Origin of the sequence: Mesorhizobium sp. M0045 (genome assembly GCF_040323385.1) — a bacterium.
Lineage (GTDB): Bacteria > Pseudomonadota > Alphaproteobacteria > Rhizobiales > Rhizobiaceae > Mesorhizobium.
The window spans coordinates 55913-78107 of sequence record NZ_JAMYUY010000005.1 but is presented as its reverse complement, the minus strand read 5'-3'; the positions used below and the strand labels follow the sequence as shown (position 1 = coordinate 78107).

Genomic DNA, 22195 nt, shown 5'->3' with positions numbered 1-22195 from the left:
CGGCGGCGAGATGGCCGGTTTTTCCGTGCGTCTGCTCGGACCGGTAACGATCGCACGCAACGGCATCATCATCCAGCTCCCAAAATCTCGCAAGCTGCGTGCGCTGCTCGCCTATCTGGCGCTGGCGCCGCATCCGGTCGGCCGCAGCCGCCTCTGCGAGCTTTTGTGGGATGTGCCGAACGACCCGCGCGGCGAGCTTCGCTGGTGCCTGAGCAAGCTTAGAGGCATCCTCGATGAACCGCACCATCGCAGGGTCGAGACACCAGGCGACACGATCGCGCTTGATCTGAGAGGTGCTTCCGTCGACGCTGTCGACATAGCTTCGGCCGCCGCCAAGGGCGTTGAGACGCTCGGTCTGGAGCGGCTGCAGGCTCTTTCCGGAATGTTCGGCGGCGATTTTCTCGATGGGCTGGAGATCGACCGCAGCCCGCATTTCAACGGTTGGCTGATCGCTCAGCGCCGCCGCTTCAGCTCCTGGCACGCCGCAATCCTGGAACACCTCGTCAACAAGCTTCCGGCGGACGCCGACGAAATGTCCTCGCATCTGGACAAATGGCTGGAACTCGCTCCGTTCGACGGGCGCGCGCATGTGGCTCTTCTGAAAAGGCTGGCGCAGCGCGGCCAGTTTGGCGCGGGCGAGGAACATCTCGCTTCCGCGGCGCGGCTGTTTGCTTCAGAGGATCTGGATTTCGGAGCCGTTCGGGAGGCATGGCGGACGATCCGCGGCGAACGACCTGCAGCAGCGCTCTGGGCGCGACCTTCACTCGTACCCGCGGCCCCCCACGCGTCAATTGTGCCTCCCCGTTCCGATACTGCTGCATCGCAGAAGGCTTCGCTCGCCGTGATGCCGTTTGCCGAAGAGGCGGCTGTCGGCGGCCCGCGCGGTGGATTGGCCGACGGCCTCACCCACGACATCATCACCCGCCTGGCCAAGCTCAGGGATTTTTTCGTCATCGCGCGCGGCTCGGTGTTTGCGCTCGCCGAAAAAAACATTGCGCCGGAGGACGCCGGCCGCCGGCTCAACGTCGACTATGTCGCCACCGGCACGGTACGCAGCCAGGCAGCCCGCGTCGTGGTCAGCGTGGAACTTGTCGAGGTGCGCACGGCCAGGATCGTCTGGGCCGAGACGTTCGAGCGCAGACCGGACGACATCTTTACCGTGCTCGACGACATCGGCAACAGCATCGTCTCGTCGATCTCGGCCGAGATCGAAACCGTCGAGCGCAACCGCGCCATGCTGAAGGCGCCCAATTCGCTGAACGCCTGGGAAGCCTACCATCGCGGCCTCTGGCACATGTATCGCTTCACCCGCACGGAAAACGAGCAGGCCCGGCATTTCTTCGACACGGCCTTGAAGCTCGATCCGACCTTCGCCCGCGCCTATGCCGGCCTCTCCTTCACCCATTGGCAAAATGCCTTCCAGCGTTGGGGCGACCGCGACCAGGAAAGCGCCCTGGCCTTCGAGGCAGCCGGCCAGAGCCTGCTCGTCGACGATCACAATCCGGCCGCTCACTGGGCCATGGGGCGGGCGCTGTGGCTGCGCGGCGAACAGGACGGCTCCCTCATCGAGCTCGAACGCGCCGTAGACCTCAGCCCGAATTTCGCGCTCGGCCACTATGCGCTGTCGTTCGTCCATTCGCAGTCCGGCGACCCGCAGGCCGCGATCGGCTCGTCCGACCATTCCAGGCATCTGAGTCCCTTCGATCCACTGCTGTTCGGCATGTTGGGCGCCAGGGCGATGTCGCATGTCCGGCTTGGCCAGTTCGATGAAGCCGCCGAATGGGCGCTGAAAGCAGCCGCCCGTCCCAACGCCCATGTCATCATCCTGGCGATTGCCGCGCATTGCCTTGCGCTGGCGGGCCGGCTGAGTGAGGCACGAAGTTTCGCCGCTGCGCTGCGCAAGATGCTGCCGAACTACTGCGCCGACGATTTCATCGGCACCTTTCGCTTCGAGCCGGACGCCGAGGCGCTGTTCCGGCAAGGCGCCAAGCGGATCGGGCTGGGGTGAGACAAGGCGTGGTTCGTCCGGCTTTCTAAACCGCTCATCGCGGCTGGCGCCACGAAACATCGTCATGTCCGCAGCCAAGGCGCATCGTCAGACTGACCTTGAGGATGTTTGCCGTCGCTTGGCCCGACGGCCAGTACGAAAAGTCGGCCAAGGGGCGGCGTTTCTTTCGGCCCTCGCAACGGGTTGGGCTGGGTTCGAAAAAAATACTACAATAGATCACGATTAGGGCGATCTTATAAGAAACGGTCTCGTCGCGTTTTTTCGTAGAGCAGGTGAAAAGTCACAACGATATGGAGTATTATTTGTATCAACGAGAAACAAAGCTAATGGAACGTTCCCTAATCTTGCTGGAGGTGCATGTTTCAGTGTCTGCTAAGATAACCGGTTCTGATTCCGAAATATTAAGCATCTGCCAAATTCAATCCTGCGATATTGGGATTTGTCCTTGTCACAGGCGGATTCGAATGCAATTTCTTGGAAGCACAGCCGCGTCAGCGGATTGTTGAAACATGCTTGGGCGGACGGGGCACTAAGCATGGAGAGGAATATTGACATTCGCTAATGCGGCGGCCCCCGCCGGGAGCGTTCCCTCCGACGTTAGAGATTACGACAACCATCGGCTAAGTCGTCGAATGCGTCGCCCACAGCCTGGCTCTCGTTCGATGGCCGGCGAAGCTTTGCCCTCCTCCGATTGGCGCCAGACTCCGCGGCAAAGGCGGGGATCGCCGCCTGCAACGGCCTTCCGATATGGACGATGTCCGCCAGCCAGTCGGAGGAATGAACCATGAAATTCGTAATCTGTGCGGCCTTGGCCACTGCTGTGATGGCGATCGCCGGTTGTACCACCGACGATTACGATGATTGTCGCGGAAAGGGCTGCCTGGTTGATCCGCCCCACAAAGCCGGCCGAAAGATTGATGACCGGCCGCAGTTCGACAGGAACGGCAATCCCAACTTCGATACCAGCGGCCGTTACATCGGCTGCCATGGGCTCGGATGTAAAGTCGACGATCCTGATGACGGGGATCAAACCATCGACGACAGACCGCAGTACGACAAAGAAGGCAATCCCAACTTCGATACGCAAGGCAACTACCAAGGCTGCCGCGGCATCGGCTGCGAGGTCGATACACCGGACGATGACAGTTCATCGGACGATGACGATTCCGAATAAGGGACTCCGGGGCGAAAAAGGAGGAAGCCAATTATGCCTGAATTCAGCGGCCTGGTCCGGCGACATGCCAAAATCGTTATGGCCGGCCTCACGGGGCTGGGAATGACGCTGACATCCGCTTTCGCTGCGGGTAGCGCCTGCGACGGCATAAAGGTCGAAGCGACGAAGGCGCGCAAGCAGGAATATGCCACGCTCGTCGCCTCGGCGTTGAACAACAAGGTCAAGCCGGCTCGGGTTAAGTTCATCACGATCATGGAGAACGGCAACTGGAGCGCCGCTTACGTCTCCACGCCCGTGAGCGACGACGGTGTGATGTTCTTCCAGACAGTCGATGGAAAGAAGCAGTTCCGCGACGTCTGGGGCGGCTATGCCGAGCCGTCGGAAAAACCTGAACTGGTATCCTGGGCGAAGAAGCTCGGAGCGCCGCAAGATCTGGCAAAGTGTTTTGCCGAGCAAGTTACGGAATGATGGTGATCGGTGGAGATTTGCCGCCGACGCCGTTGGCGTGTGAGGAGAACAACTATTCCGGCGTGACGGAAGTCGCGTCACGGTCCCCGAGGGTGACAAAGCTGATCCAACGAAACCCAGATAATCAGACCATGGGCACGGCTAACCGTGGCAATGACGGACAGCAACATGGGGCGGGGCTGAGCAACTTAAGAGCTTGACTTCAACCGGAAAGGGAAATCGATGAAAACCGCAATACTGATTGCTGCCATGGTTCCGGCCATGCCGACTGTCGCCTTCGCCAAGGACAAGTGCGCCGATGCCAAGGATCAGGCCACCATGAACCAGTGCTTCGGTGCCGAGTTTCAGAAATCCGACAAGAAGCTCAACGAGCTTTACAAGCAGATCGAAGCCCGCCTGAACGACGATGCGGATACCAAGAAGCTGCTTGTCCAGGCACAGCGCGATTGGGGCAAGTTTCGCGATGCGGAGTGCAGTTTCCAGACGGCGGGAGCGGCCGGAGGAAGCATGATGCCAATGCTCATCGCGCAGTGCATGGACGGCCTTACGCAATCCCGTGTCAAAGATTTCGAAGGCTATCTGAAATGCCAGGAGGGCGACATGAGCTGCCCTGTTCCGGCCGCGAACTGACACATGCCACAGCTGATCTGATCACGATGACGCCGGCGACGAGCTTGGCGTCGCCGCCGGACATGAAAGGATGCGAGGCGCGCCAGGGCAGTGCGGACAATTGCTCAACGGCGATTTCATCGACGGTCCACTAGGCGATGTCCAGAGGGAGCCTGTGACGCTTCATTGCGGATTGATCGAAGAAAACGTGGACACGAAGTTGAAGCCATAAGGCATACAAAATCATGCGCTCGCCACCGGCGCCAGCGTAGATTACTCGCGGCATGACCTGCTTACTTCAGGGAGGCAAAGATTCTCATGCGCCCGCTGTTCGCTACCTGTTTCGGCCTGGTCATCATGTCCTTGCCTGCGGCCGCCCATGCCGAGCGCCGTTGTGGTTGGTACTCCAGCCCGACACCCGGCAACCTTGTCCTGACCGACAGTGACGGGGACTGGTGGATCCAGATGCAGGGACGATCGGATCCCAAAGGCATCGACAATGTGCCGGCCTTTGACAAGCGGCAATTCGTCGAGACCAATGTGCCCGGTTCGGGCGATGGCTACGGATGTGCGTGCATGACCGTCGTGACCAACGCCAAACAGCAAAAGATCACCAGGGTGATCTCGAGCGAAATCCTTCCGCTGGTGCGCTGCCGCAACGACAGATCGCTGCCTAACCCGGACGGATAATTATTGGATATTAATGGATACCATGGGCGACGGCGGACGGCCTAGGCATCAGCTCAACAAAAAAGCCCGGCAAAACCGGGCTTTTTCTTGGAGTCTCTGAACCATATCAAACGGTCCGAAACAGGAATTTGGTGCCCAGAAGAGGACTCGAACCTCCACTCCTTGCGGAACACGGACCTGAACCGTGCGCGTCTACCAATTCCGCCATCTGGGCTGGTGCGCGCTCATTAAGCGGGCGAGGGATGAGTGTCAACGCGCTTTTTTGAATGCCGCGTTCCTTCTCCGCCTCAGCCCTCCAGCACTTCCTTCGATGCCACCGTCGAATCGGCGTTGAGCGTATATATGACCGGCACGCCGGTGCCGAGCTCGAGCTTGACGATCTCCTCGCCCGATTTGCCGTCCAGCGCCATGATCAGGGCGCGCAGCGAATTGCCGTGTGCCGCCACCAGCACCGTGCCGCCGCGCAGCACATGCGGCTGCAGATCGTGCAGGTAATAGGGCCAGACGCGCGCGCCGGTGTCTTTCAGGCTTTCACCGCCGGGCGGCGCCACGTCGTAGGAGCGGCGCCATATATGCACCTGCTCCTCGCCCCATTTCTTGCGCGCATCATCCTTGTTGAGGCCAGAGAGATCGCCATAGTCGCGCTCGTTCAGCGCCTGGTCGCGGATGGTCTCGAGCTCGCTCTGGCCAACGGCGTCGAGAATATGCTGGCAGGTCTTCTGCGCCCGGATCAGCGACGACGTGAAGGCGATGTCGAATTTCATGCCGCGCGCCCTGAGCTTGGCGCCGGCCGCCTTGGCCTCGGCATGACCCAGTTCGGTCAGGTCGACGTCGCGCCAGCCGGTAAACAGGTTCTTGAGGTTCCATTCGCTCTGGCCGTGGCGCACGAGCACGAGAGTTCTCGACATATTTGCTCCTTCAAATTTTGTGAATCGGCTAATCTTGTGGATCAGCCAAGTCTGTGGATCAGCTTGTCAGGCCGAGCACGTCCCGCATCGAATAGAGGCCCGGCTTGCGGCCGCGCGCCCACAGGGCTGCCTTGACCGCGCCGCGGGCAAAGATTGCCCGGTCTTCGGCGTGGTGGGCGAGCGTGATGCGCTCGCCGGTACCGGCCAGCACCACACTGTGATCGCCGACCACCGAGCCGCCACGCAAGCTGGCGAAACCAATCGAGCCGCTCTTGCGCACGCCGGTATGGCCGTCGCGCACGCGAACATCGTTGCCGGCAAGTGCTACCCCGCGCCCGGCAGCGGCGGCTTCGCCGAGCAGCAGCGCCGTGCCCGACGGCGCATCGACCTTGTGCCGGTGGTGCATTTCCAGGATCTCGATGTCGAAATCGTCGGCGTCGAGCGCGCGCGCCGCCTGCTCAACCAGCACTGCCAGCAGATTGACGCCGAGGCTCATATTGCCTGACTTGACGATCGTCGCGTGCCGTGCCGCCGCCGCGATCCTGGCATTGTCTTCGGCGGAGCAGCCGGTTGTGCCGATGATATGGGCGATGCGCGCCTGCGCGGCGTAGCCGGCGAATTCGACGGTCGCCGCCGGCGTGGTGAAATCGAGCACGCCGTCGGCCTTGGCGAAGGCCGGCAGCGGATCGTCGCCGATTGCCACCTCGAGCCTGCCGACGCCGGCCAGCTCGCCGGCATCCTTGCCGATATGGGGCGAGCCGGCCCGCTCGATGGCGCCGGCGACGCGGGCACCCGGTATCGTGTGGATGGCGCGGATCAGCGCCTGGCCCATGCGGCCGGCCGCGCCCACCACCACCAGGCCCATTTCCCCCGTTTCATTGATGTTGACGGTCGGTGTGTCGCTCATGCATGTCTCCCGGCCGCCTGTTTCGCGTGACCATTTTGCGCCGCAGTCTGGATTGGCTTGGCGTCATCGACAAGCCCCAGCCCTTTCCTGCCCTGCACCCGGTGGAACCGCGCATAGACGCTGTGCGGGTCGGCCATCAACGAGGCATGCGTGCCCTGTTCGACCAGCCGGCCCTGCTCCAGCACGATGATATGGTCGGCATTGACCACCGTCGACAGCCGGTGCGCGATGACGATGGTGGTGCGCCCTTCCATGACATGGGTCAGCGCCTCCTGGACGCGGGCCTCGGCCTCGTTGTCGAGCGCCGAGGTGGCTTCATCGAGCAGCAGAATCGGCGCCTGCCGAACGATGGCGCGTGCAATCGATACACGCTGGCGCTGGCCGCCCGACAGCGTCACGCCGTTCTCGCCGACCGGTGTGTCGTAGCCTTGCGGCTGCTGGCGGATGAAATCGTCGGCCGCGGCCTGTTGCGCGGCGCGTTCAATCTCGGCGTCGGTGGCGCTCAGACGTCCGTAGCGGATGTTGTCGCGGATGGTGCCTTCGAACAGATAGGGCTGCTGCGAAACATAAGCGATCGAGCCGCGCAGCGAATGCTTGGTGACCTTTGAAATGTCCTGACCGTCGATTTCGATGCTGCCCGACTCGACGTCGTAGAAGCGCTGCAGCAGCGCAACCAGCGTCGTCTTGCCGGCGCCCGAGGCGCCGACGATGGCGGTCACCTTGCCGGCGGCGGCGACAAAGCTCAAATCCTGCAGGACCGGCGCTTCTTCGACATAGCGAAAGGACACGTTGTTGAAGCGCACTTCGCCAGAGGTGAATTTCGCCTCGGCGGCTCCCGGCACGTCACCCTGCTGCGGCTCGAGGTCGAGAAGCTCATAGATCATGCGCGCATTGACCAGCGACTTTTCCATGCCGACCTGCATGCGCGCCAGCCGCCTGGCGGGGTCATAGGCAAGCAGCAGGGCGGTGATGAAGGCAAACACCGCGCCCGGCGGCTGGCCGCCGACGGTCGCCCGGTAGCCGGAATAGGCGATGACGCCGGCGACGGCGAAGCCGGCCAGCATTTCGGAGATCGGCGTCAGCCGTTCCGAGACGCGGGCGATCTTGTTTGCCCGCTGCTCGGCGCCCGCGACGAGGCCGCCGATGCGGCGCGACAGCTCGTCTTCCAGGGTGAAGGCCTTGACGATGGCGATGCCTTGCGTTGCTTCCTGCATGGCGCCGATCAGCCGCGAGTTGATCTGCACCGATTCACGGGTGATGCGACGCACCCGGCGCATCAGATAGGTGACACTGTAGATCAAAGGCGGGCCGATCAGCAGCGACATCGCGGAGAGCATCGGGTCCTGCCAGATCATGACGCCGACCAGCGCGACAAGCGATACCGCATCGCGCGCCAGCGATGTCAGCGTCATCGACAGGAGATCGCGGATGCCGTTGACGTTCTCGTTGATCTGCGCGGCGAGCCGGCCCGAGCGGGTGTCGTTGAAGAAGCCGACGCCGAGCTTCATCAGGTGGTCGAAGATGCGGCGTTGATAGCGCGCCACCAGATTGTTGCCGATTTTGGCCAGCGTCACCGCCTGGCCGTAGCTGGCCAGCCCGCGCAGCATGAAGGCGGCCAGGATCGAGACGCTGATCAGCGCGATAAGATCGCCGCGCCGTTGGTAGAAGATCTGATCGATGACATCCTTCATGATCCAGGCTGTGAAGGCGGTCGTCGCCGCGATCGTCACCAGGCACAGCACGGCAAGAGCATAGTACCAGCGATAATCGCGGCTGTTCTCGGCGATGATGCGGCGGATAACAGCCACGATCTCGCTGGGACGGACTTTCCCTTTGGTTGGTGCTGGAAGTGTCACGTTTGAGCGCTTTGTGGTTTCGGTTCGGCCGGGCTGCAATTCGGCAACCTCTTAACGCCCCAATGGCGGCTTGCCTATGGCCGGGGACGGCGAAACTTCGTCGCGGCGCAGCTTGTGTCCTAAACCCGCCAGCGTCGCCCCGCCGTCTGCACGCCGAACAGCGACGGATTTCTGGCATAGGCGGCCAGCCCTAAAAGCGCTGCCAGCGGATGGGTGATGACGTAGACCGGCATGCTGCGCATCAAGGCGCTGTGCGGCGCCTTGTCCTCGAAGGCAGCGCGGAAACTGCCGGTCCGCAGCGCCGGCAGGATTTTTTGCGCGATGCCGCCGGTGAGGAAAACACCGCTGCGGCTCATGAACACCAGAGCGAGGTCGCCGGCGGTGCGCCCCAGACAGGTGACGAAGATCGACAGCGCCTCTTCGGCCACCGGATCGTTCTTTGCCAGCGCCGCGGCGGTGATCTCGGCGGGCGTGGTGAAGGGCGACGGCTTGCCGTCCGCTTTGGCCACCGCCCGGTATGCGTTTACCAGGCCGCGTCCTGACAGGATCTGTTCGCCGGAGATGCGACCCTCGAGCTTCTCGATATGCGGAAACACCTCGAAATCACGCGGCGAGCGCGGCCCGATATCCATATGGCCGCCCTCGCCGGGCACCGGTATCCAGTGATGCAGCGCATAAACCAGCCCGGCGACACCGAGCCCGGTTCCCGGGCCGAGCACCACCCGCCCGGAATTCGGTTCCGGCTCGTCGCCGCCGATCTTTTCCATGTGCTCTTCGCCGAGCGCGACGACAGCCAGCGCCTGCGCCTCGAAGTCGTTGAGCACCACGACGTCGCCGAGACCGAGACTGGCGAACATCTGTCTCGGCTTGACGATCCATGGGCAATTGGTGAGGGGGATCTCGTCGCTCTCGACAGGGCCGGCCACCGCCAGCACAGCTGAATTCGGCCGGACCGACGAGCGGTCGAGCACGGCCGACTGGATCGCCTCGTCGATCGTATTGAAGTTGGCGGTTTGGACGATGGTTGGCTCGCCGGGCTCGGAATTCGCATCAAGTACGATCGAGAAGCGCGCATTGGTGCCGCCTATGTCGCCGATCAGGATCGGAAATCGCAACAGAGTGTCGTCGTCGCTTACGCCTGGCATGCTCTCGTCCGTTCCCGACGCGTATCGCCGTTCTCTCGTTGACTAGCGCATGACCGCAAAAAGGGAAATCGGTTTTCGAAGTGGAGATGCACGGATACAGACAGCGAACACGCTGCCCGCATCAGTGCCCCGGTCGTGGCCGCGGCAGCGGAATGCCGAACTCGGGCGTCGCCATAAAGGCGTTCGCCGAGGCTGGAAGCGCTGCCGCGCCGGCTGCGAGCGTCGGCGGCGGCGAAGGCTCTGCCGCGGGAGCGGGTGCGGCCGCAACCGGCACGCCGTCGCCATAGTAGGTGACTGCTTCCGCCGAGGGCGGAGCCGGCGCGTCGAGCACGAACTGGCATTGCCTGGGCAGGTTCGCCATCGTCATCACGTCGCGTGCCTTCGGCTTGTCCGGGTTCTTGTTGGGACGCCACGGCTCCTCGGTGAACCACCAGGCCAGCGCCTGGTCGCAGCCATCGCCCGGCGCCGTCGCTTCCTGCGCCTTGCAGTCGGGTGACCCAGGCTGGCAGCCGATGCGAATGTGGAAGTGGTAGTCGTGGCCCCAGAACGGCCTGACCTTGCGCAACCAGCTACGGTCGCCTTTGACCGTGTCGCAGAGCTTCTTCTTGATCCCGGGATTGACCAGGATGCGCTCGACTTCGGGATAGCTCGCGGCGCGCCTCAACAGCCGCGTATGCATCGGCGTCCACAGCCCGTCCTTCACGAGATGGGTCTTTTCGTCGACCATCAAGGTAGCGCTGATGTTTTCGCGCTCTTCGGCCGAGAGCTTGCGGTCGGGCATCGGCGTCAGCCAGATGTCGGCGTCGAGGCCGATCTGGTGCGAGGCATGGCCGGTCAGCATCGGACCGCCGCGCGGTTGCGAGATGTCGCCGATCAACAGGCCCGGCCAGCCGTCGGCGGCGGCATCGCGCGACAGCTTCTCGATCAGCGCGATCATTGCCGGATGGCCCCAGCGGCGATTGCGCGACGGTCGCATCACCTCCCAGTGCCGGCCGTCCAGGGGCAGGGCGACGCCGCCGGAAAAACAGCCTTTGGAATAGAAGCCGATCGATTGCGCTGCTGCGAGTGCCGGCAGCTTTTTGGCGCCGAACAGGTCCTTTGCCCGTTGCTCGGCGCTCCCTGGCTGCGTTGCAAGCGCCGCCAAGCTGGCGACGGCCAGTGCTGCCGTCAGCGGCAGCGTTTTGCCGGGCAAGGCTCGCTTCAACATTTTCCCCAAGCTGGACCCCTCCGCGATTTGAACCGCATCATACCATAGCCCGCGCAACGTATCGATCAGGACCGTTTCATCGGGCTGCGCGCCTCGCCGTCGCGCCAGTCGCCGCTCGCCCACATGGCATCGAGCGCCGAGCGGTAGTCGGGAAAGCGAAAGCCATAACCGGCCGCCTTGATTGCCGCGTTGGCGACACGCTTGTTCTCGCCATAGAAAGACCGCGCCATGGGCGAAAGTTGGGCGGTCTCGAACGGAATTTCGGGCGGCGGCTCGATGCCCATCAATTGGGCGGCATAGGCGACGACGTCCTGCGGCGGCGCCGGCAGGTCGTCGGTGATGTTGAAGATGCCGCCGCGATTGCCTTCGGCCAGATGCCAGAGCGCGCCGGCAATGTCGTCGCAATGGATGCGGTTGAACACCTGGCCCGGCTTGACCAACCGCCGGGCGGTGCCGTTTTCCAGATTGACCATTGCGTTGCGGCCTGGCCCATAAATGCCGGAAAGTCGCAGGATCGCCACCGGCCGGCCGACGTCGTGGCCCAGTTTCAGCCAATCCTGCTCGGCGGCAACCCTCATCGCTGATCGCTTCGATACTGGCCGGCATTCGGCGGCCTCGTCCACCCAATTGCCGCCATGGTCGCCATAGACGCCGACGGTGGAGAGATAGGCGATCCATCCGAGTTCCGACATGTTGGCCGCGATCTCCTCGCGGGCGGCGCCCAGCACCGGGTCGCCGGCCTCGTCCGGCGCGACCGAGACGACGAGATGGGTTGTCTTCCCAAGGGCATCGCCGATTTCGGAGGTCAGTGTGCCATCGAAACGCAGCGGCACGATACCGGCTTGCCGCAGCGCCGCGAATTTTTCCAGCGACCGTGTTGTACCGAAGATCGTTGTGTCGGCGTCCCTGTTGGCGCGGGCGAAGGCCTTGCCCGAATAACCGGCGCCGAAGATGAAAATCTGCTTTTTTGTCATGTATGCGCCTCGATCGGCTTTGGCAGGGGCAGAAGCCATTCGCCTCTCACCGCCTCGTCATCTTCTGCCTGCAAAGCGGCTGCGGCACGTTCGGCAAACTCCCGACCCGGCACCAGCCGCGACAGCGCCCATACCGCGGCTCCGCGAACCAGGGGCGAGGCGTCGTCGAGCAGCGCGCGAACGGCGCCGGCCAGCGACAAGTCCTGGGAATTGCCGGCCGCTATCAGCACGTTGCGGATAAAACGGTCGCGGCCGATGCGCTTGATCGGCGAGCCCGAAAAAAGCGTTCGGAAGGCAGTGTCGTCGAGACGCAGCAGCTCGGTGATCGGCGGTTCGCGCAAGTCCGCGCGGGCGGCAAGCTTTGCCTCCGAAGCGGCTTGGGCGAACTTGTTCCACGGGCAGGCGGCCAGGCAGTCGTCGCAGCCATAGATGCGATTGCCGATCTTTTCCCGGAACTCATGCGGGATCGGTCCTTTGTTCTCGATGGTGAGGTATGAAATGCAGCGCCGCGCATCGAGCCGGTAAGGCGCCGGAAAGGCATCGGTCGGGCAGGCGTCGAGGCAGGCCCGGCAGGAGCCGCAATGATCGTTCTCAGGCGCGTCCGGCACCAGCTCGGCCGTCGTGAAGATGGTACCGAGGAACAGCCAGGAGCCATGCGCGCGGCTAACCAGGTTGGTGTGCTTGCCTTGCCAGCCGAGGCCGGCCGCCTCGGCCAGCGGCTTTTCCATCACCGGTGCGGTGTCGACAAACACTTTCACGTCACCGCCGGCGCGCGCCACGATCTTGCCGGCGATCTCCTTCAGCCGACCTTTCATCACGTCATGATAGTCGCGGTTCTGCGCATAGGCCGAGATCGCGCCGCGGTCGCGCTTCGCCAGCACCTCGCGTGGGTCGTGGTCGGGGCCGTAATTCATCGCCAGTACGATGATCGAGCGGACCTCTGGCCAAAGCGCCCTCGGTTTGCCTCGCCGCTCGAGCGTTTCGGCAATCCAGCCCATCGAGCCGTGAAAGCCGTCAGTAACGAATTCGGCCAGCCGCTCCGGCGCCTGCGGGATCGCATCGGGCGTGGTGACGGCAACGGCGTCGAAGCCGGCGTTCCGCGCCTCGCGGTCGATGAGCGCGCGCAGGCTTGCCGTATCAGAAATCGAGATCCGCATAATGTGACACCGGCGACAGGCCGCGCACCCGGTCGGACAGAAGCGGCCGGAACGAAGGCCGTGATTTCACCCTTGTATACCATTCGCGCGCGGCGCTGTGTTCGCGCCAGTCAATCTCGCCGAGATAGTCGAGCACCGACAGTGCCGCCGCCGCCGCGAGATCGGCATAGGTGACCTTGTTGCCGGCCAGCCAATGACGGGTGCCGGCCAGCCAGTTGGTGTATTTCATATGCTGGCGGATATTGGCGCGGGCGGCGCGGATCGCCGCCGAATCGGGCGACCCGCCGCCTGCCGTTTCCGGCATGACCGGCTTCAGGACGCGCTCGCGCACCAGATGCCGGGTAACCTCGCTTTCCGCCTTGTTGAGGTACCAGTCGGTCAGCCGGCGGATTTCGGCGCGCTCCATCGGATCCTCGGCGAACAGCCGCTTGTCGCGCTTGAGTACGCCGCGCGTCTCGTCGAGATATTCGGCGATGACCATCGCGCCGACGATCGGCACGTCGCCCTCGGCAAGCAGGATCGGCAGCGTGCCGGCCGGGTTCAGTGCCAGGAACTCCTTGCGCCGCGTCCACGGCTTCTCTTCGATCAGCGCCAGTTCCTCGCCATACTCGCCAAAGGCGAGGCGGACGAAGCGGCAACTGGCGAACATCGGATGGTGGAAAAGCGTCAGCATGGTCCCGCGATAATAGAGCGCACTGGCAAATCGCCGGCTGCGCCGGTAAGTCTTGGCCGCCCGATTCAGGGGCTGTCAGGGTGCTGCGACCTATAGGGGGAGTTCCGCGCCGTGACAAGCAAACCGTTTTCTCAAGCCCGCCCTCCAACGCCGAGGTTGCCATGGAAAGCCAAACCGTAGTCGAAGCGCTGCTGCTCGGCATGCTCGAGGGCCTGACCGAGTTTATTCCGGTGTCTTCGACCGGTCATATCCTGCTCGCCGGCCATTTCCTCGGCTTTCATTCGACCGGCAAGGCCTTCGAGATCCTGATCCAGCTCGGCGCCATATTGGCGATCCTCAGCGTCTATTTCCGCCGTCTCTGGAAGATGCTGCTCGAGCTGCCCTACGATCGGCTGACGCGGCATTTCGTCCTTGGCATTCTCATCGCATTCCTGCCGGCGGCCATTGTCGGCGCACTGGCGCATGACTTCATCAAGACGGTGCTGTTCGAATCGCCGCGGCTGATCTGCATCATGCTGATCATCGGCGGTGTCATCCTACTGCTCGTCGATCGCATGACGCCGAAGCCGTATTACCACGATGTCGAGCGGTTTCCGACCAGGCTTTATCTGCAGATCGGGCTGTTCCAGTGCTTGTCGCTAATCCCCGGCACGTCGCGTTCGGGCTCGACCATCGTCGGCGCGCTGCTGCTCGGCGTCGACAAGCGGGCGGCGGCGGAATTCTCTTTCTTCCTTGCCATCCCGACGATGGTCGGCGCCTTCGCCTTCGACCTGTTCAAGAACCGCAATGTGCTGAGCAGCGCCGACTTGCCCATCATCGCAGTCGGCTTCGTTGCCGCCTTCGTCACCGCGCTAATCGTCGTGCGCTTCCTGCTCGACTACGTCTCGCGCCATGGCTACGCGCTGTTCGGCTGGTGGCGGCTGGTCGTCGGCATCGTCGGGTTGACGGGGCTGGCAATCTGGGGGTGAGCCGGCGCGGATAGCGCAATCCCAGCCGGAACTCTATTCTTGCCCGAAGCCGAGCCATACGATCTTGTGGACGTATGGTTGGCAGGGGGAATGCGTGAGCGAAGTTCTTGACGCCCTTGTTATTGGCGCCGGTCCGGCGGGACTCGGCGTCAGCTACTTCTTGACACGGCAGGGCCGCGACCACCGCGTGCTTGATCGAGGCCGGATTGGCGAAACGTGGCGAACGCAGCGATGGAACTCGTTTCGACTGAACTCGCCGACCATCCGCTCCATCTTACCCGGTGATTCCTACGACGGCCCCGAGCCCTGGGGCGCGATAACCCACCATGAGTTCGTCGCATACCTCGAAGGCTATGCCGAGCGGCACCGCTTGCCGGTAAGCACCCAAACTCCGGTGCAAGAGCTGACCAGAGACGACGGGATCTTTCGCATCACCACGACGGACAGGGCATTTCTGGCGCGCACTGTGGTGATCGCCACCGGCGACCAGAATCGGCAGGTCCGGCCAGCAGGGTCGGCGGATTTGCCAACCGCAATTCGCCAAGTCGATTCCTCGGCCTATCGCAACCCGGCCGAGTTCGAGAGTGGCGCGGTGCTGGTGGTCGGAAGCGGCCAGTCGGGCGGCCAGATCGCCGAGGATCTGGCGTCGGCAGGACGTGTGGTCTTTTTGGCGACCAGCCGCAACGGCCGTTGGGTGCGGCGCTACCGCGGGGGCAACATACTCAAATGGCTGACGCTGTCCGGTTTTCTCGACGTTCCGCGCAAGGAACTCGTCCTCCCCTCCGGCAAGCTGCAGGCCCGCGCGCTGGTCGGCGCGACCCACACGATCAGCCTGCAATCGCTGAGCGCGCAGGGCGTGGTGCTGCTCGGCCGCTTCAGGGGTGTGGAGAACGGCAACCTCGTCTTCGGCGACGAGCTCGACGACCATATGCGATTTGCCGACGAAGTCTCGGCGAATGCCAAGCGCCTGGTTGACGAGTACATCGAGCGCGCCGGCCTCGATGCGCCACCGGCCGAGGACGATCCGGCCGAGACGATTGAACCGCGCTTGCCCGATCCTCCGATCCGCTCCCTCGACTGGACGGCGAGCGGCATCAGATCGGTGATCTGGTGCACGGGCTTCACCGGCGATTTCTCGTGGGTTCGGCTTCCCGGCGCGCTCGATGCAGCCGGCCAGCCCGTCCACGAGGATGGCGTCGGCGCTGTTCCAGGTCTCTTTTTCGCCGGCCTCGATTTCGGATCGACGCGGAAGTCGGGCACCATACCGGCCATTCCAGAGGAGGCGGCGGCCGTCGTGGAGCGACTTGTCCAAGCGCGACCCGACTTGCCACGGAACGGCGTCTAAACCAGCCGTCGAACGCGGTTCTTGAACGTGCAAGAACATGACAGCTCTGGCGCGATCAAGACGACGTACGCTGCCTTTTGTCGAAGCGGACCGAGCCGGCGCAGTCGTTCGGAATGGTCGACCTGGAGGCGCCAAAGGAGGCGCGTCAAGGCGCACGATCGGTCAGCGCGCTCGCGCCTTCCTCCGCGGCGCAATGTGCGCAGCAGTAGATGATGTCATCCTGTTCGACGCCATGCCCGATGATCCGGCATCCGCAATGCGGACACGTCGGAGCAAGTTTCTGGACCGCGCATTCGAAGCTGTCGAATGTGTAGGTCTCGTCGGCCATCGTCACGTTGAAAGCCTTATCGTAGTCATTCCCGCATTGATCGCATCTGGCCATAGTTCTTTCCTTTCACTGGCTCCAAGCTCGACCAACCTGTCGCGCGGCGATAGGTTCCCGCCAGGATCAGGGGCCCTCCTACGGCGGAGACGAGCGCGAGCCTGTGCCACGGCGCTGTTCGATCGCACGGATCACCGCGTCGATACCCCGCGGCTCGATGTCGAGTTCCTTCAGGCCAGGCGCGTCGATTGCTGCCACATTGTCCTGACGCATAAGATCGACCTGGTTGCGCGTTATGGGGGCAGCCGGGAGGAGTTCCGCGACGCCAGCCAAGACGTTCCAAACCGCAAACGGCACCGGCATCAGCTTGACGTGCTTACCGAGCTGTCGGGCGATCTCCCGAAGCAGTTCCTTATAGGTATAGATGCGCGGGCCACCGAATTCGAATATGGATGAACCCTTGTGGGTTCGCCCGTCGATCAGCCGGCTCACTGCTTCTGCGACGTCTGCCACATGGACCGGCTGAAGCCGTGTGCCTCCATCGCCGAACAGCGGATAGACCGGCAGGAGGCGTATCAGCCTCACAATGGTCGTCAGGAAAGCGTCGTCAGGTCCTGTCATGACAGCGGGACGCACAATGAAAGCGCCGGGAAATGCGCTTTCCACGGCACCTTCTCCGCGCCCACGCGCCCTTATGTAGTTCGAATCCGATTGAGGATCGGAGCCGATCCCGGAAATCTGGACGAACTGATCGATTTCGCCGTTGCGCGACGCGGCAGCGAGATCGGCCGCGGCTTTCACATGCACGCGTTCAAAGGTCTGGACGCCCTGCTCGACGTAAAGACTGACAGCATTCACGACCGCCTGCGATCCGGTAATGGCCGACCCGATCGAGGACGCATCCGTTATATCCGCCTCGACTGCTTCGGGCATCCTTGTAATCGAGGAGAAGACCAGGGCGACCCGAGCCGGATGGCGAGACGCGGCCCGCACCGTGAAACCTCTTTCGAGGAGCCGCTTCACGATCCTGCGCCCGAGAAAGCCAGTTCCGCCGAACACGGTGACGATCCGTTCCGGGTTGAGATCGTCGGGATCCATTTGCCTCGCCATCCCTTTGTCCTCGCATAGCTGCCACGAGGACTGCCCTGGCCGGCATTTGAACCAGCCCGTCGAACATCAGGACGATTGAGGAACAACGCAGGAACGCTTTTGTTCCAGTCAGCGCTGGGCGGATGCTTGACAGATCGGCAAACCATGATCTGAACCGCAGGCGCAGCAAAACGGCCCCACTTCGAGAATGGCCTAGTTTCGCCCGTAAAACACATTCTCGACATGCACCGGCCAACGCCACGGCAGCACCGCCACCATGTCGAAGCGCACCGATAATTTTCCGTAGTCGGATTGGCGCGACAGCCAGAAATCGGCGGCGCCTTCGATGCGGTGCTCCGATTCGCGACCGACGGCTTCCATTGCCTCCATCAGCGTGCGGCGCACCTTGACCTCGACGATCAGCACCAGATCGCCACGCCGCGCGATCAGGTCGATCTCACCGAACCTGGTGCGGTGGCGGCGGGCAAGAATTCGGTAGCCTTTCAGCATCAGCGCCGCCGCCGCCAGCCATTCGCCGTGATGGCCGCGCCGGTAGGCCTTTTGCCGGCTGGCGCTTGGCCGTTCAGCCATCGCCGTCGCCGCCGGCCCCGGCTCTTCCAGCATTCTTGAGGTCGAGCAGCCGACGATAGAGCGCCTGCTTCTGGCCACCCGTCATCTTGGCGGCTTCCGCCGCTGCCTTGGAGGCCGGCATCTCGGCGGCGAGCGAAAGTAGCAGCCGGTCGATATCTTCTGGCTCATCAGCGACCGCATCGGCTGGGCCGACGCAGATGACGATTTCACCCTTGGGCGTATCGGCTCCCGCATAATGGCCGGCGAGCGATTGCAGGGCGCCGGTCCGCATCTCCTCGAAAGTCTTGGTCAGCTCGCGGCCGATCGCCGCCTTGCGGGCACCGCCCAGCACCTCGACCATGGCACTGAGCGTCTCGGCCAGCCGGCGCGGCGATTCGAAGAAGATCAACGTTGCCGGCACCGCCTTCAGCGCTTCCAGCCGCGTCAGCCGCTGCCCGGTCTTCACCGGCAGGAAGCCGGCAAACAGAAACGCGTCCGAGGGCAGGCCGGATGCCGTCACAGCGGCAAGTGCTGCTGATGGGCCGGGGATCGGCACGACACGAATGCCGCGTTCCAGCGCCTCACCGACCAGCCGGTAGCCGGGGTCGGAGATGAGCGGCGTGCCGGCATCCGAGATCAGCGCTACGCTTTGGCCGGCCAGCAGCGCCGCGATCAACTTCGGTCCGGCCTCGCCGGCATTGTGCTCGTGGTAGGCGGTGGTGCGGCGGCGGATGCCGTAGCGGTCGAGCAGCACGCGGCTGACACGTGTGTCCTCGCAAGCGACAATATCGGCGGCGGCGAGCGTTTCCAGCGCGCGTAGCGTGATGTCGGCGAGATTGCCGATAGGCGTCGCCACCAGGTAGAGCGCCGGCTCGAGCGGCCGGGCGGCGATTTCGGTCTGCCCGACCACATAACTGCGTTTGGCCGATTCGCCGGTCACCTGCACAACTCCGTTCGACCCTGTTTGGCACGGCTCACGCTTGGTTGCAAAAGCCTGGGTTGCAAAGGCCCGGGTTCCAAAAGGGATGCCGACGTGAACCAGCCGCCATGCCTTCGCCATAGTAGGGAACGAAACCGTTGCCGGCGAATTTTACACCTGATCTCGGGAGGAGCAGGATGAACAGCCTGACCATACAGGACGTTTTCGAACCCTACTATGCCGGCCGCAAACGCTTCGCCGCGCCATACGACAAGAGCCTGCCTGCCGAAGCCGCAGATGGCAGAGCCAAGAAGCTGCTTGCACGCCAGCGATCGGCCGAGAGCAAGCAAGCAAACGAAACCGACCGCACGATGGAGCACTGACCGGACGATGCCCAATCGCTTCGACATTTTCATCACCCGCCTCGAAACAAAAAGCGCCCGCGATGGCGCAGCGCCACATTCCACAGACGACCAGCACCGTGCCTCGCGCGACAAAAGCGAGATCAAGCCGGCCCGTTCCGGAGAGACCAGCGAAAAAGATCGCGCCAAACACCACCATAAGCACGAGGCTTGACCCCGCAAACCTTAGCGATCGGTCGAGACAGTTCTCGAAGCGCGGTTGCGAATGCTCTGCGATGTATCATTCACCTAGATACTTCGAGACACAGGCCTCCAGCAGGCCCACCAGAGCCGGGTCTATGAATGCATAGTCGTCGGGAATAGCGAGGCAGATTACTCGAGCCTTTTTCAGGCTTGTCTTGAATTTCTGCTGCAGTTTGGCGCGGTGCGTTTTTTCCATCACGAAGATGATGTCGGCCCAGGCGACGAGTTCATGCGTCAACGGAATGTCGGCGTCGTGATTAGTGCCGGCCGAAGCGACCTCGATGTCCCGCCGCTTGGAAAACACCTGCTCCGCCGTCGGGCTGCGCAAGCGATTCTGGCTGCAGGTGAAGAGAACGTTCTTCAACGTGCTATCTGGCCAAATCCGCCACGACCGCATCGAGCACGATCATGCCGGCCGGCGTGGCGCGCAGGCGGGCATTGCCGATCGGTGCCACCAGGCCTTCGTCCTGCAGCACCGACAGCCGTGCCGTCGACAGGCCGCGCCCTGAAAATGCCTCGTAGCGGGAAAGGTCGATGCCTTCCGCCAGCCTCAGCCCCATCAGCAGGAACTCGTCGGCCTCTTCCGACCGCGTCAGGATTTCGCCGCCGGTAACGCCATGGCCCTTGGCCTCGACCAGATTGGCCCAGGTCTCCGGCATTCTCTCGGCGATCGTCACCACGCGGCGGCCATTTTCGACGAACCGGCCATGCGCGCCGGGACCGACGCCGACATATTCGCCATAACGCCAGTAGGTGAGATTGTGCCGGCTTTCGGCGCCGGGCCTGGCGTGGTTGGAAATTTCGTAGGCCGGCAGTCCGCGCGCGGCGGTGATCTCCTGCGTTAACGCGTAGAGATCGGCGGCAAGCTCATTGTCTGGAATGATGAATTTCCTTGCCGCATGCAGTGCATGGAACGGCGTGCCTTCCTCGATGGTCAGCTGATAGAGCGACAGATGATCTGCGGCGTGGCCGATCGCCTGCTCGAGCTCCGCCTGCCACGCTTCCGGCGTCTGACCGGGTCGCGCGTAGATCAGGTCAAACGACAGCCGTGGGAATATCTCGCGCGCCAGGCTGATCGCATGCAGGGCCTCATCGACATTGTGCAAACGGCCGAGGAAGCGCAGATCCTTGTCGTTCAGCGCCTGCACGCCAAGCGACACCCGGTTGACGCCGGCCGCGCGATAGCCGCGAAAGCGCTCGGCCTCGACCGAGGAGGGATTGGCCTCCAGCGTCACCTCGATGCCATCAGCCACCGTCCAGTTCTTCGCCACTGCATCCAGCACCGCCGCCACGGTCTGCGGCTTCATCAGCGAGGGCGTGCCGCCGCCAAGAAAGATACTGGTCACCTCGCGCGGTCCGGTGCGGCCGCGCATCGTCGCTAGCTCGGTCTCGAAGGCGCGGGCAAAACGCTCCTGGTCGACCGGCTGGTGGCGGACATGGCTGTTGAAGTCGCAATAGGGGCATTTGGCCGCGCAGAATGGCCAGTGGACGTAGACGCCGAAACCGGGGCTGCGGTCGAGCAGCATGGTCATGCGCCGGCCAATCGGGCTTGCGCGAATTTCTGGAAAGCACGGGCACGGTGCGACAATGCGGTTGGCTGGCCGGGCTTCCAGCCATGCTTTTCCTCCGCGCTCATCTCGCCGAAGGTCTTTTCGAACCCATCGGGCAAGAACACCGGATCGTAGCCGAAGCCGAGCTCGCCGCGCGGCGGCCATACCAGCGTGCCCTCGACCTCACCGCGAAAATATTCCGCCTGGCCATCGGGGAAGGCAAGGCAGATGACCGCGACAAAGCGGCCCTTGCGCTGGGCAGGCGTGATCGCGCCAACTTCTTGCAAGGCCACTTCCGTGCGCTGCATGGCCATGCCGAAGTCGCGGGAGCCGTCCGGCGTCTCGGCCCAGTTGGCGGTGTAGACGCCGGGTGCGCCGTCGAGCGCATCGACACACAGGCCGGAATCGTCCGACAGTGCCGGCAATCCAGTTGCCTTGGCGGCGGCCAAGGCCTTTATGAAGGCGTTCTGCTCGAAAGTGGTGCCAGTCTCGTCCGGCTCCGGCAAGCCGTATTCCTTTGCGGACTTCGCTTCTATGCCGAATGGCGCCATCAGATCGGTGAATTCGCGCAATTTGCCGGCATTGTGGCTTGCGACGACGATCTTATGCCCGTCAAGCGAGTGAACAGTTGGCGAATGCATCAGATGCCCCAAATTCTTGGCTCGGCGAATTCGATCGAATTGCCCGAGGGGTCGCGAATATAGATCGAGCGACCGCCCTGAGGCCATTCGAACTCACTTTCGATGGCGATTTTCTTCGCCTCAAGATGCGCTTTCCAGCGTGGGATTTCATCCGCGCTTGCGGCGAAGCAAAGATGGCCCTCGCCGACCGTGCCATGCGGCGGCACGGGCAGCTTGGCGCCGGCCCGCGGCGGCACTTTGGTCGCCTCGGCATTGAAGATAAGCAGCACGCCGTCGCCGCAGCGGAAGAAGAGATGCCTGCCGTCGACCTTACCGAGCAGATCGAGCCCGAGGACGCCCGAATAGAACCGTTCCGCGGCAGCAAGGTCCGTCACGTAGAGTGCTGATTCCAGGATTGCGGAAGGAGTCAC

At 63.2% G+C, this 22195-nt stretch carries 25 protein-coding genes and 1 tRNA gene; 9 read left to right on the top strand and 17 right to left on the bottom strand.

Annotation, left to right across the window (positions count from 1 at the left end):
* The first annotated feature begins 10 nt into the window (after window positions 1–10).
* The 5 genes from NKJ72_RS09825 to NKJ72_RS09805 all read left to right on the top strand — a co-directional run bounded on the left by NKJ72_RS09825 (window position 11) and on the right by NKJ72_RS09805 (window position 4949).
* Complete coding sequence (locus NKJ72_RS09825) at window positions 11–2008, top strand: transcriptional regulator (protein ID WP_352477092.1); 1998 nt, start codon at window positions 11–13, stop codon at window positions 2006–2008.
* Between the two features lie 784 nt (window positions 2009–2792).
* Window positions 2793–3182 (top strand): hypothetical protein, encoded by a 390-nt coding sequence (locus NKJ72_RS09820; protein WP_352476851.1) that lies wholly within the window; start codon window positions 2793–2795, stop codon window positions 3180–3182.
* A gap of 33 nt (window positions 3183–3215) precedes the next feature.
* Window positions 3216–3650 (top strand): hypothetical protein, encoded by a 435-nt coding sequence (locus NKJ72_RS09815; RefSeq protein WP_352476850.1) that lies wholly within the window; start codon window positions 3216–3218, stop codon window positions 3648–3650.
* A gap of 222 nt (window positions 3651–3872) precedes the next feature.
* On the top strand, window positions 3873–4280 hold the full coding sequence (locus NKJ72_RS09810) for a lysozyme inhibitor LprI family protein (protein ID WP_352476849.1): 408 nt from the start codon (window positions 3873–3875) through the stop codon (window positions 4278–4280).
* 297 nt (window positions 4281–4577) lie between these two features.
* Window positions 4578–4949 carry a DUF4087 domain-containing protein gene (locus NKJ72_RS09805; protein WP_352476848.1) on the top strand — a complete coding sequence of 124 codons (372 nt, stop codon included), beginning with the start codon at window positions 4578–4580 and terminating at the stop codon, window positions 4947–4949.
* A gap of 129 nt (window positions 4950–5078) precedes the next feature.
* Here NKJ72_RS09805 and NKJ72_RS09800 read toward each other — a convergent pair.
* From NKJ72_RS09800 to NKJ72_RS09760, 9 genes are all read right to left on the bottom strand, one after another.
* Window positions 5079–5163, bottom strand: a tRNA-Leu gene (locus NKJ72_RS09800).
* 73 nt (window positions 5164–5236) lie between these two features.
* A complete protein-coding gene (locus NKJ72_RS09795; RefSeq protein WP_254817988.1) occupies window positions 5237–5857 on the bottom strand; it encodes a 2,3-bisphosphoglycerate-dependent phosphoglycerate mutase in 621 nt (206 codons plus the stop codon).
* 58 nt (window positions 5858–5915) lie between these two features.
* Window positions 5916–6740: a 4-hydroxy-tetrahydrodipicolinate reductase gene (dapB, locus tag NKJ72_RS09790; RefSeq protein WP_352477091.1), complete on the bottom strand. Its 825-nt coding sequence runs from the start codon at window positions 6738–6740 to the stop codon at window positions 5916–5918.
* Between the two features lie 20 nt (window positions 6741–6760).
* Window positions 6761–8620 carry an ABC transporter ATP-binding protein gene (locus tag NKJ72_RS09785; RefSeq protein ID WP_254817989.1) on the bottom strand — a complete coding sequence of 620 codons (1860 nt, stop codon included), beginning with the start codon at window positions 8618–8620 and terminating at the stop codon, window positions 6761–6763.
* Between the two features lie 119 nt (window positions 8621–8739).
* The gene (locus tag NKJ72_RS09780; RefSeq protein WP_352476847.1) at window positions 8740–9765 is read right to left on the bottom strand and encodes a glucokinase; all 1026 of its coding nucleotides are present in this window, start codon (window positions 9763–9765) and stop codon (window positions 8740–8742) included.
* Between the two features lie 121 nt (window positions 9766–9886).
* Window positions 9887–10972: a penicillin-insensitive murein endopeptidase gene (gene mepA, locus NKJ72_RS09775; protein WP_352477090.1), complete on the bottom strand. Its 1086-nt coding sequence runs from the start codon at window positions 10970–10972 to the stop codon at window positions 9887–9889.
* Between the two features lie 65 nt (window positions 10973–11037).
* Window positions 11038–11946, bottom strand: a complete 909-nt coding sequence (locus tag NKJ72_RS09770; RefSeq protein ID WP_352476846.1) for an SDR family oxidoreductase — start codon at window positions 11944–11946, stop codon at window positions 11038–11040.
* The gene (gene queG, locus NKJ72_RS09765) at window positions 11943–13103 is read right to left on the bottom strand and encodes a tRNA epoxyqueuosine(34) reductase QueG (protein WP_352476845.1); all 1161 of its coding nucleotides are present in this window, start codon (window positions 13101–13103) and stop codon (window positions 11943–11945) included. Before queG ends, NKJ72_RS09770 begins: the two co-directional genes overlap by 4 nt.
* Complete coding sequence (locus NKJ72_RS09760) at window positions 13084–13776, bottom strand: glutathione S-transferase family protein (RefSeq protein ID WP_352476844.1); 693 nt, start codon at window positions 13774–13776, stop codon at window positions 13084–13086. Before NKJ72_RS09760 ends, queG begins: the two co-directional genes overlap by 20 nt.
* A 161-nt stretch (window positions 13777–13937) precedes the next feature.
* Here NKJ72_RS09760 and NKJ72_RS09755 point away from each other — a divergent pair, with 161 nt between their 5' ends.
* Both NKJ72_RS09755 and NKJ72_RS09750 read left to right on the top strand, forming a co-directional pair.
* Entirely contained in the window at window positions 13938–14744 is an 807-nt protein-coding gene (locus tag NKJ72_RS09755) for an undecaprenyl-diphosphate phosphatase (RefSeq protein WP_352476843.1), read from the top strand.
* A 94-nt stretch (window positions 14745–14838) separates the two neighbouring features.
* A complete protein-coding gene (locus NKJ72_RS09750) occupies window positions 14839–16089 on the top strand; it encodes a flavin-containing monooxygenase (protein ID WP_352476842.1) in 1251 nt (416 codons plus the stop codon).
* A 145-nt stretch (window positions 16090–16234) separates the two neighbouring features.
* Here NKJ72_RS09750 and NKJ72_RS09745 read toward each other — a convergent pair whose 3' ends face one another.
* The 4 genes from NKJ72_RS09745 to rsmI form a co-directional block, all read right to left on the bottom strand.
* On the bottom strand, window positions 16235–16471 hold the full coding sequence (locus NKJ72_RS09745; protein ID WP_254817997.1) for a metallothionein: 237 nt from the start codon (window positions 16469–16471) through the stop codon (window positions 16235–16237).
* A 78-nt stretch (window positions 16472–16549) separates the two neighbouring features.
* Window positions 16550–17521, bottom strand: a complete 972-nt coding sequence (locus tag NKJ72_RS09740; protein WP_352476841.1) for a complex I NDUFA9 subunit family protein — start codon at window positions 17519–17521, stop codon at window positions 16550–16552.
* Window positions 17522–17713: 192 nt separating this feature from the next.
* On the bottom strand, window positions 17714–18091 hold the full coding sequence (locus NKJ72_RS09735) for a YraN family protein (RefSeq protein WP_352476840.1): 378 nt from the start codon (window positions 18089–18091) through the stop codon (window positions 17714–17716).
* Window positions 18084–19010 (bottom strand): 16S rRNA (cytidine(1402)-2'-O)-methyltransferase, encoded by a 927-nt coding sequence (gene rsmI, locus NKJ72_RS09730; protein WP_352476839.1) that lies wholly within the window; start codon window positions 19008–19010, stop codon window positions 18084–18086. Before rsmI ends, NKJ72_RS09735 begins: the two co-directional genes overlap by 8 nt.
* Before the next feature lie 176 nt (window positions 19011–19186).
* On the opposite strand from rsmI, the gene NKJ72_RS09725 reads away from it, so the two are divergent.
* Together NKJ72_RS09725 and NKJ72_RS09720 are read left to right on the top strand one after the other, a co-directional pair.
* Window positions 19187–19372: a hypothetical protein gene (locus NKJ72_RS09725; RefSeq protein WP_352476838.1), complete on the top strand. Its 186-nt coding sequence runs from the start codon at window positions 19187–19189 to the stop codon at window positions 19370–19372.
* 7 nt (window positions 19373–19379) lie between these two features.
* Window positions 19380–19565, top strand: coding sequence for a hypothetical protein (locus NKJ72_RS09720; protein ID WP_352476837.1), 186 nt, complete (start codon window positions 19380–19382; stop codon window positions 19563–19565).
* A gap of 66 nt (window positions 19566–19631) precedes the next feature.
* On the opposite strand, the gene NKJ72_RS09715 is transcribed toward NKJ72_RS09720, so the two are convergent.
* From NKJ72_RS09715 to NKJ72_RS09700, 4 genes are read right to left on the bottom strand one after another with little or no spacing between them, the layout of a single operon-like run.
* On the bottom strand, window positions 19632–19958 hold the full coding sequence (locus NKJ72_RS09715; RefSeq protein WP_352476836.1) for a low molecular weight protein tyrosine phosphatase family protein: 327 nt from the start codon (window positions 19956–19958) through the stop codon (window positions 19632–19634).
* A gap of 4 nt (window positions 19959–19962) precedes the next feature.
* Window positions 19963–21126, bottom strand: a complete 1164-nt coding sequence (hemW, locus tag NKJ72_RS09710) for a radical SAM family heme chaperone HemW (RefSeq protein ID WP_352476835.1) — start codon at window positions 21124–21126, stop codon at window positions 19963–19965.
* Window positions 21123–21785, bottom strand: a complete 663-nt coding sequence (gene rdgB, locus NKJ72_RS09705) for an RdgB/HAM1 family non-canonical purine NTP pyrophosphatase (protein WP_352476834.1) — start codon at window positions 21783–21785, stop codon at window positions 21123–21125. The genes hemW and rdgB overlap by 4 nt, the downstream gene beginning before the upstream one ends.
* Window positions 21785–22195 carry a VOC family protein gene (locus NKJ72_RS09700; protein ID WP_352476833.1) on the bottom strand — a complete coding sequence of 137 codons (411 nt, stop codon included), beginning with the start codon at window positions 22193–22195 and terminating at the stop codon, window positions 21785–21787. Before NKJ72_RS09700 ends, rdgB begins: the two co-directional genes overlap by 1 nt.

What these genes read in the sequence shown, in the direction of transcription:
- NKJ72_RS09760 (WP_352476844.1), bottom strand. Translation starts at nt 13,776, where the DNA reads ATGCTGACGCTTTTCCACCATCCGATGTTCGCCAGTTGCCGCTTCGTC.
- NKJ72_RS09795 (WP_254817988.1), bottom strand. Translation starts at nt 5,857, where the DNA reads ATGTCGAGAACTCTCGTGCTCGTGCGCCACGGCCAGAGCGAATGGAAC.
- NKJ72_RS09780 (WP_352476847.1), bottom strand. Translation starts at nt 9,765, where the DNA reads ATGCCAGGCGTAAGCGACGACGACACTCTGTTGCGATTTCCGATCCTG.
- NKJ72_RS09770 (WP_352476846.1), bottom strand. Translation starts at nt 11,946, where the DNA reads ATGACAAAAAAGCAGATTTTCATCTTCGGCGCCGGTTATTCGGGCAAG.
- mepA (WP_352477090.1), bottom strand. Translation starts at nt 10,972, where the DNA reads ATGTTGAAGCGAGCCTTGCCCGGCAAAACGCTGCCGCTGACGGCAGCA.
- NKJ72_RS09720 (WP_352476837.1), top strand. Translation starts at nt 19,380, where the DNA reads ATGCCCAATCGCTTCGACATTTTCATCACCCGCCTCGAAACAAAAAGC.
- NKJ72_RS09815 (WP_352476850.1), top strand. Translation starts at nt 3,216, where the DNA reads ATGCCTGAATTCAGCGGCCTGGTCCGGCGACATGCCAAAATCGTTATG.
- NKJ72_RS09810 (WP_352476849.1), top strand. Translation starts at nt 3,873, where the DNA reads ATGAAAACCGCAATACTGATTGCTGCCATGGTTCCGGCCATGCCGACT.
- hemW (WP_352476835.1), bottom strand. Translation starts at nt 21,126, where the DNA reads ATGACCATGCTGCTCGACCGCAGCCCCGGTTTCGGCGTCTACGTCCAC.
- rdgB (WP_352476834.1), bottom strand. Translation starts at nt 21,785, where the DNA reads ATGCATTCGCCAACTGTTCACTCGCTTGACGGGCATAAGATCGTCGTC.
- queG (WP_352476845.1), bottom strand. Translation starts at nt 13,103, where the DNA reads ATGCGGATCTCGATTTCTGATACGGCAAGCCTGCGCGCGCTCATCGAC.
- NKJ72_RS09735 (WP_352476840.1), bottom strand. Translation starts at nt 18,091, where the DNA reads ATGGCTGAACGGCCAAGCGCCAGCCGGCAAAAGGCCTACCGGCGCGGC.
- NKJ72_RS09805 (WP_352476848.1), top strand. Translation starts at nt 4,578, where the DNA reads ATGCGCCCGCTGTTCGCTACCTGTTTCGGCCTGGTCATCATGTCCTTG.
- NKJ72_RS09755 (WP_352476843.1), top strand. Translation starts at nt 13,938, where the DNA reads ATGGAAAGCCAAACCGTAGTCGAAGCGCTGCTGCTCGGCATGCTCGAG.
- NKJ72_RS09820 (WP_352476851.1), top strand. Translation starts at nt 2,793, where the DNA reads ATGAAATTCGTAATCTGTGCGGCCTTGGCCACTGCTGTGATGGCGATC.
- NKJ72_RS09745 (WP_254817997.1), bottom strand. Translation starts at nt 16,471, where the DNA reads ATGGCCAGATGCGATCAATGCGGGAATGACTACGATAAGGCTTTCAAC.
- NKJ72_RS09740 (WP_352476841.1), bottom strand. Translation starts at nt 17,521, where the DNA reads ATGGCGAGGCAAATGGATCCCGACGATCTCAACCCGGAACGGATCGTC.
- NKJ72_RS09825 (WP_352477092.1), top strand. Translation starts at nt 11, where the DNA reads ATGGCCGGTTTTTCCGTGCGTCTGCTCGGACCGGTAACGATCGCACGC.
- NKJ72_RS09725 (WP_352476838.1), top strand. Translation starts at nt 19,187, where the DNA reads ATGAACAGCCTGACCATACAGGACGTTTTCGAACCCTACTATGCCGGC.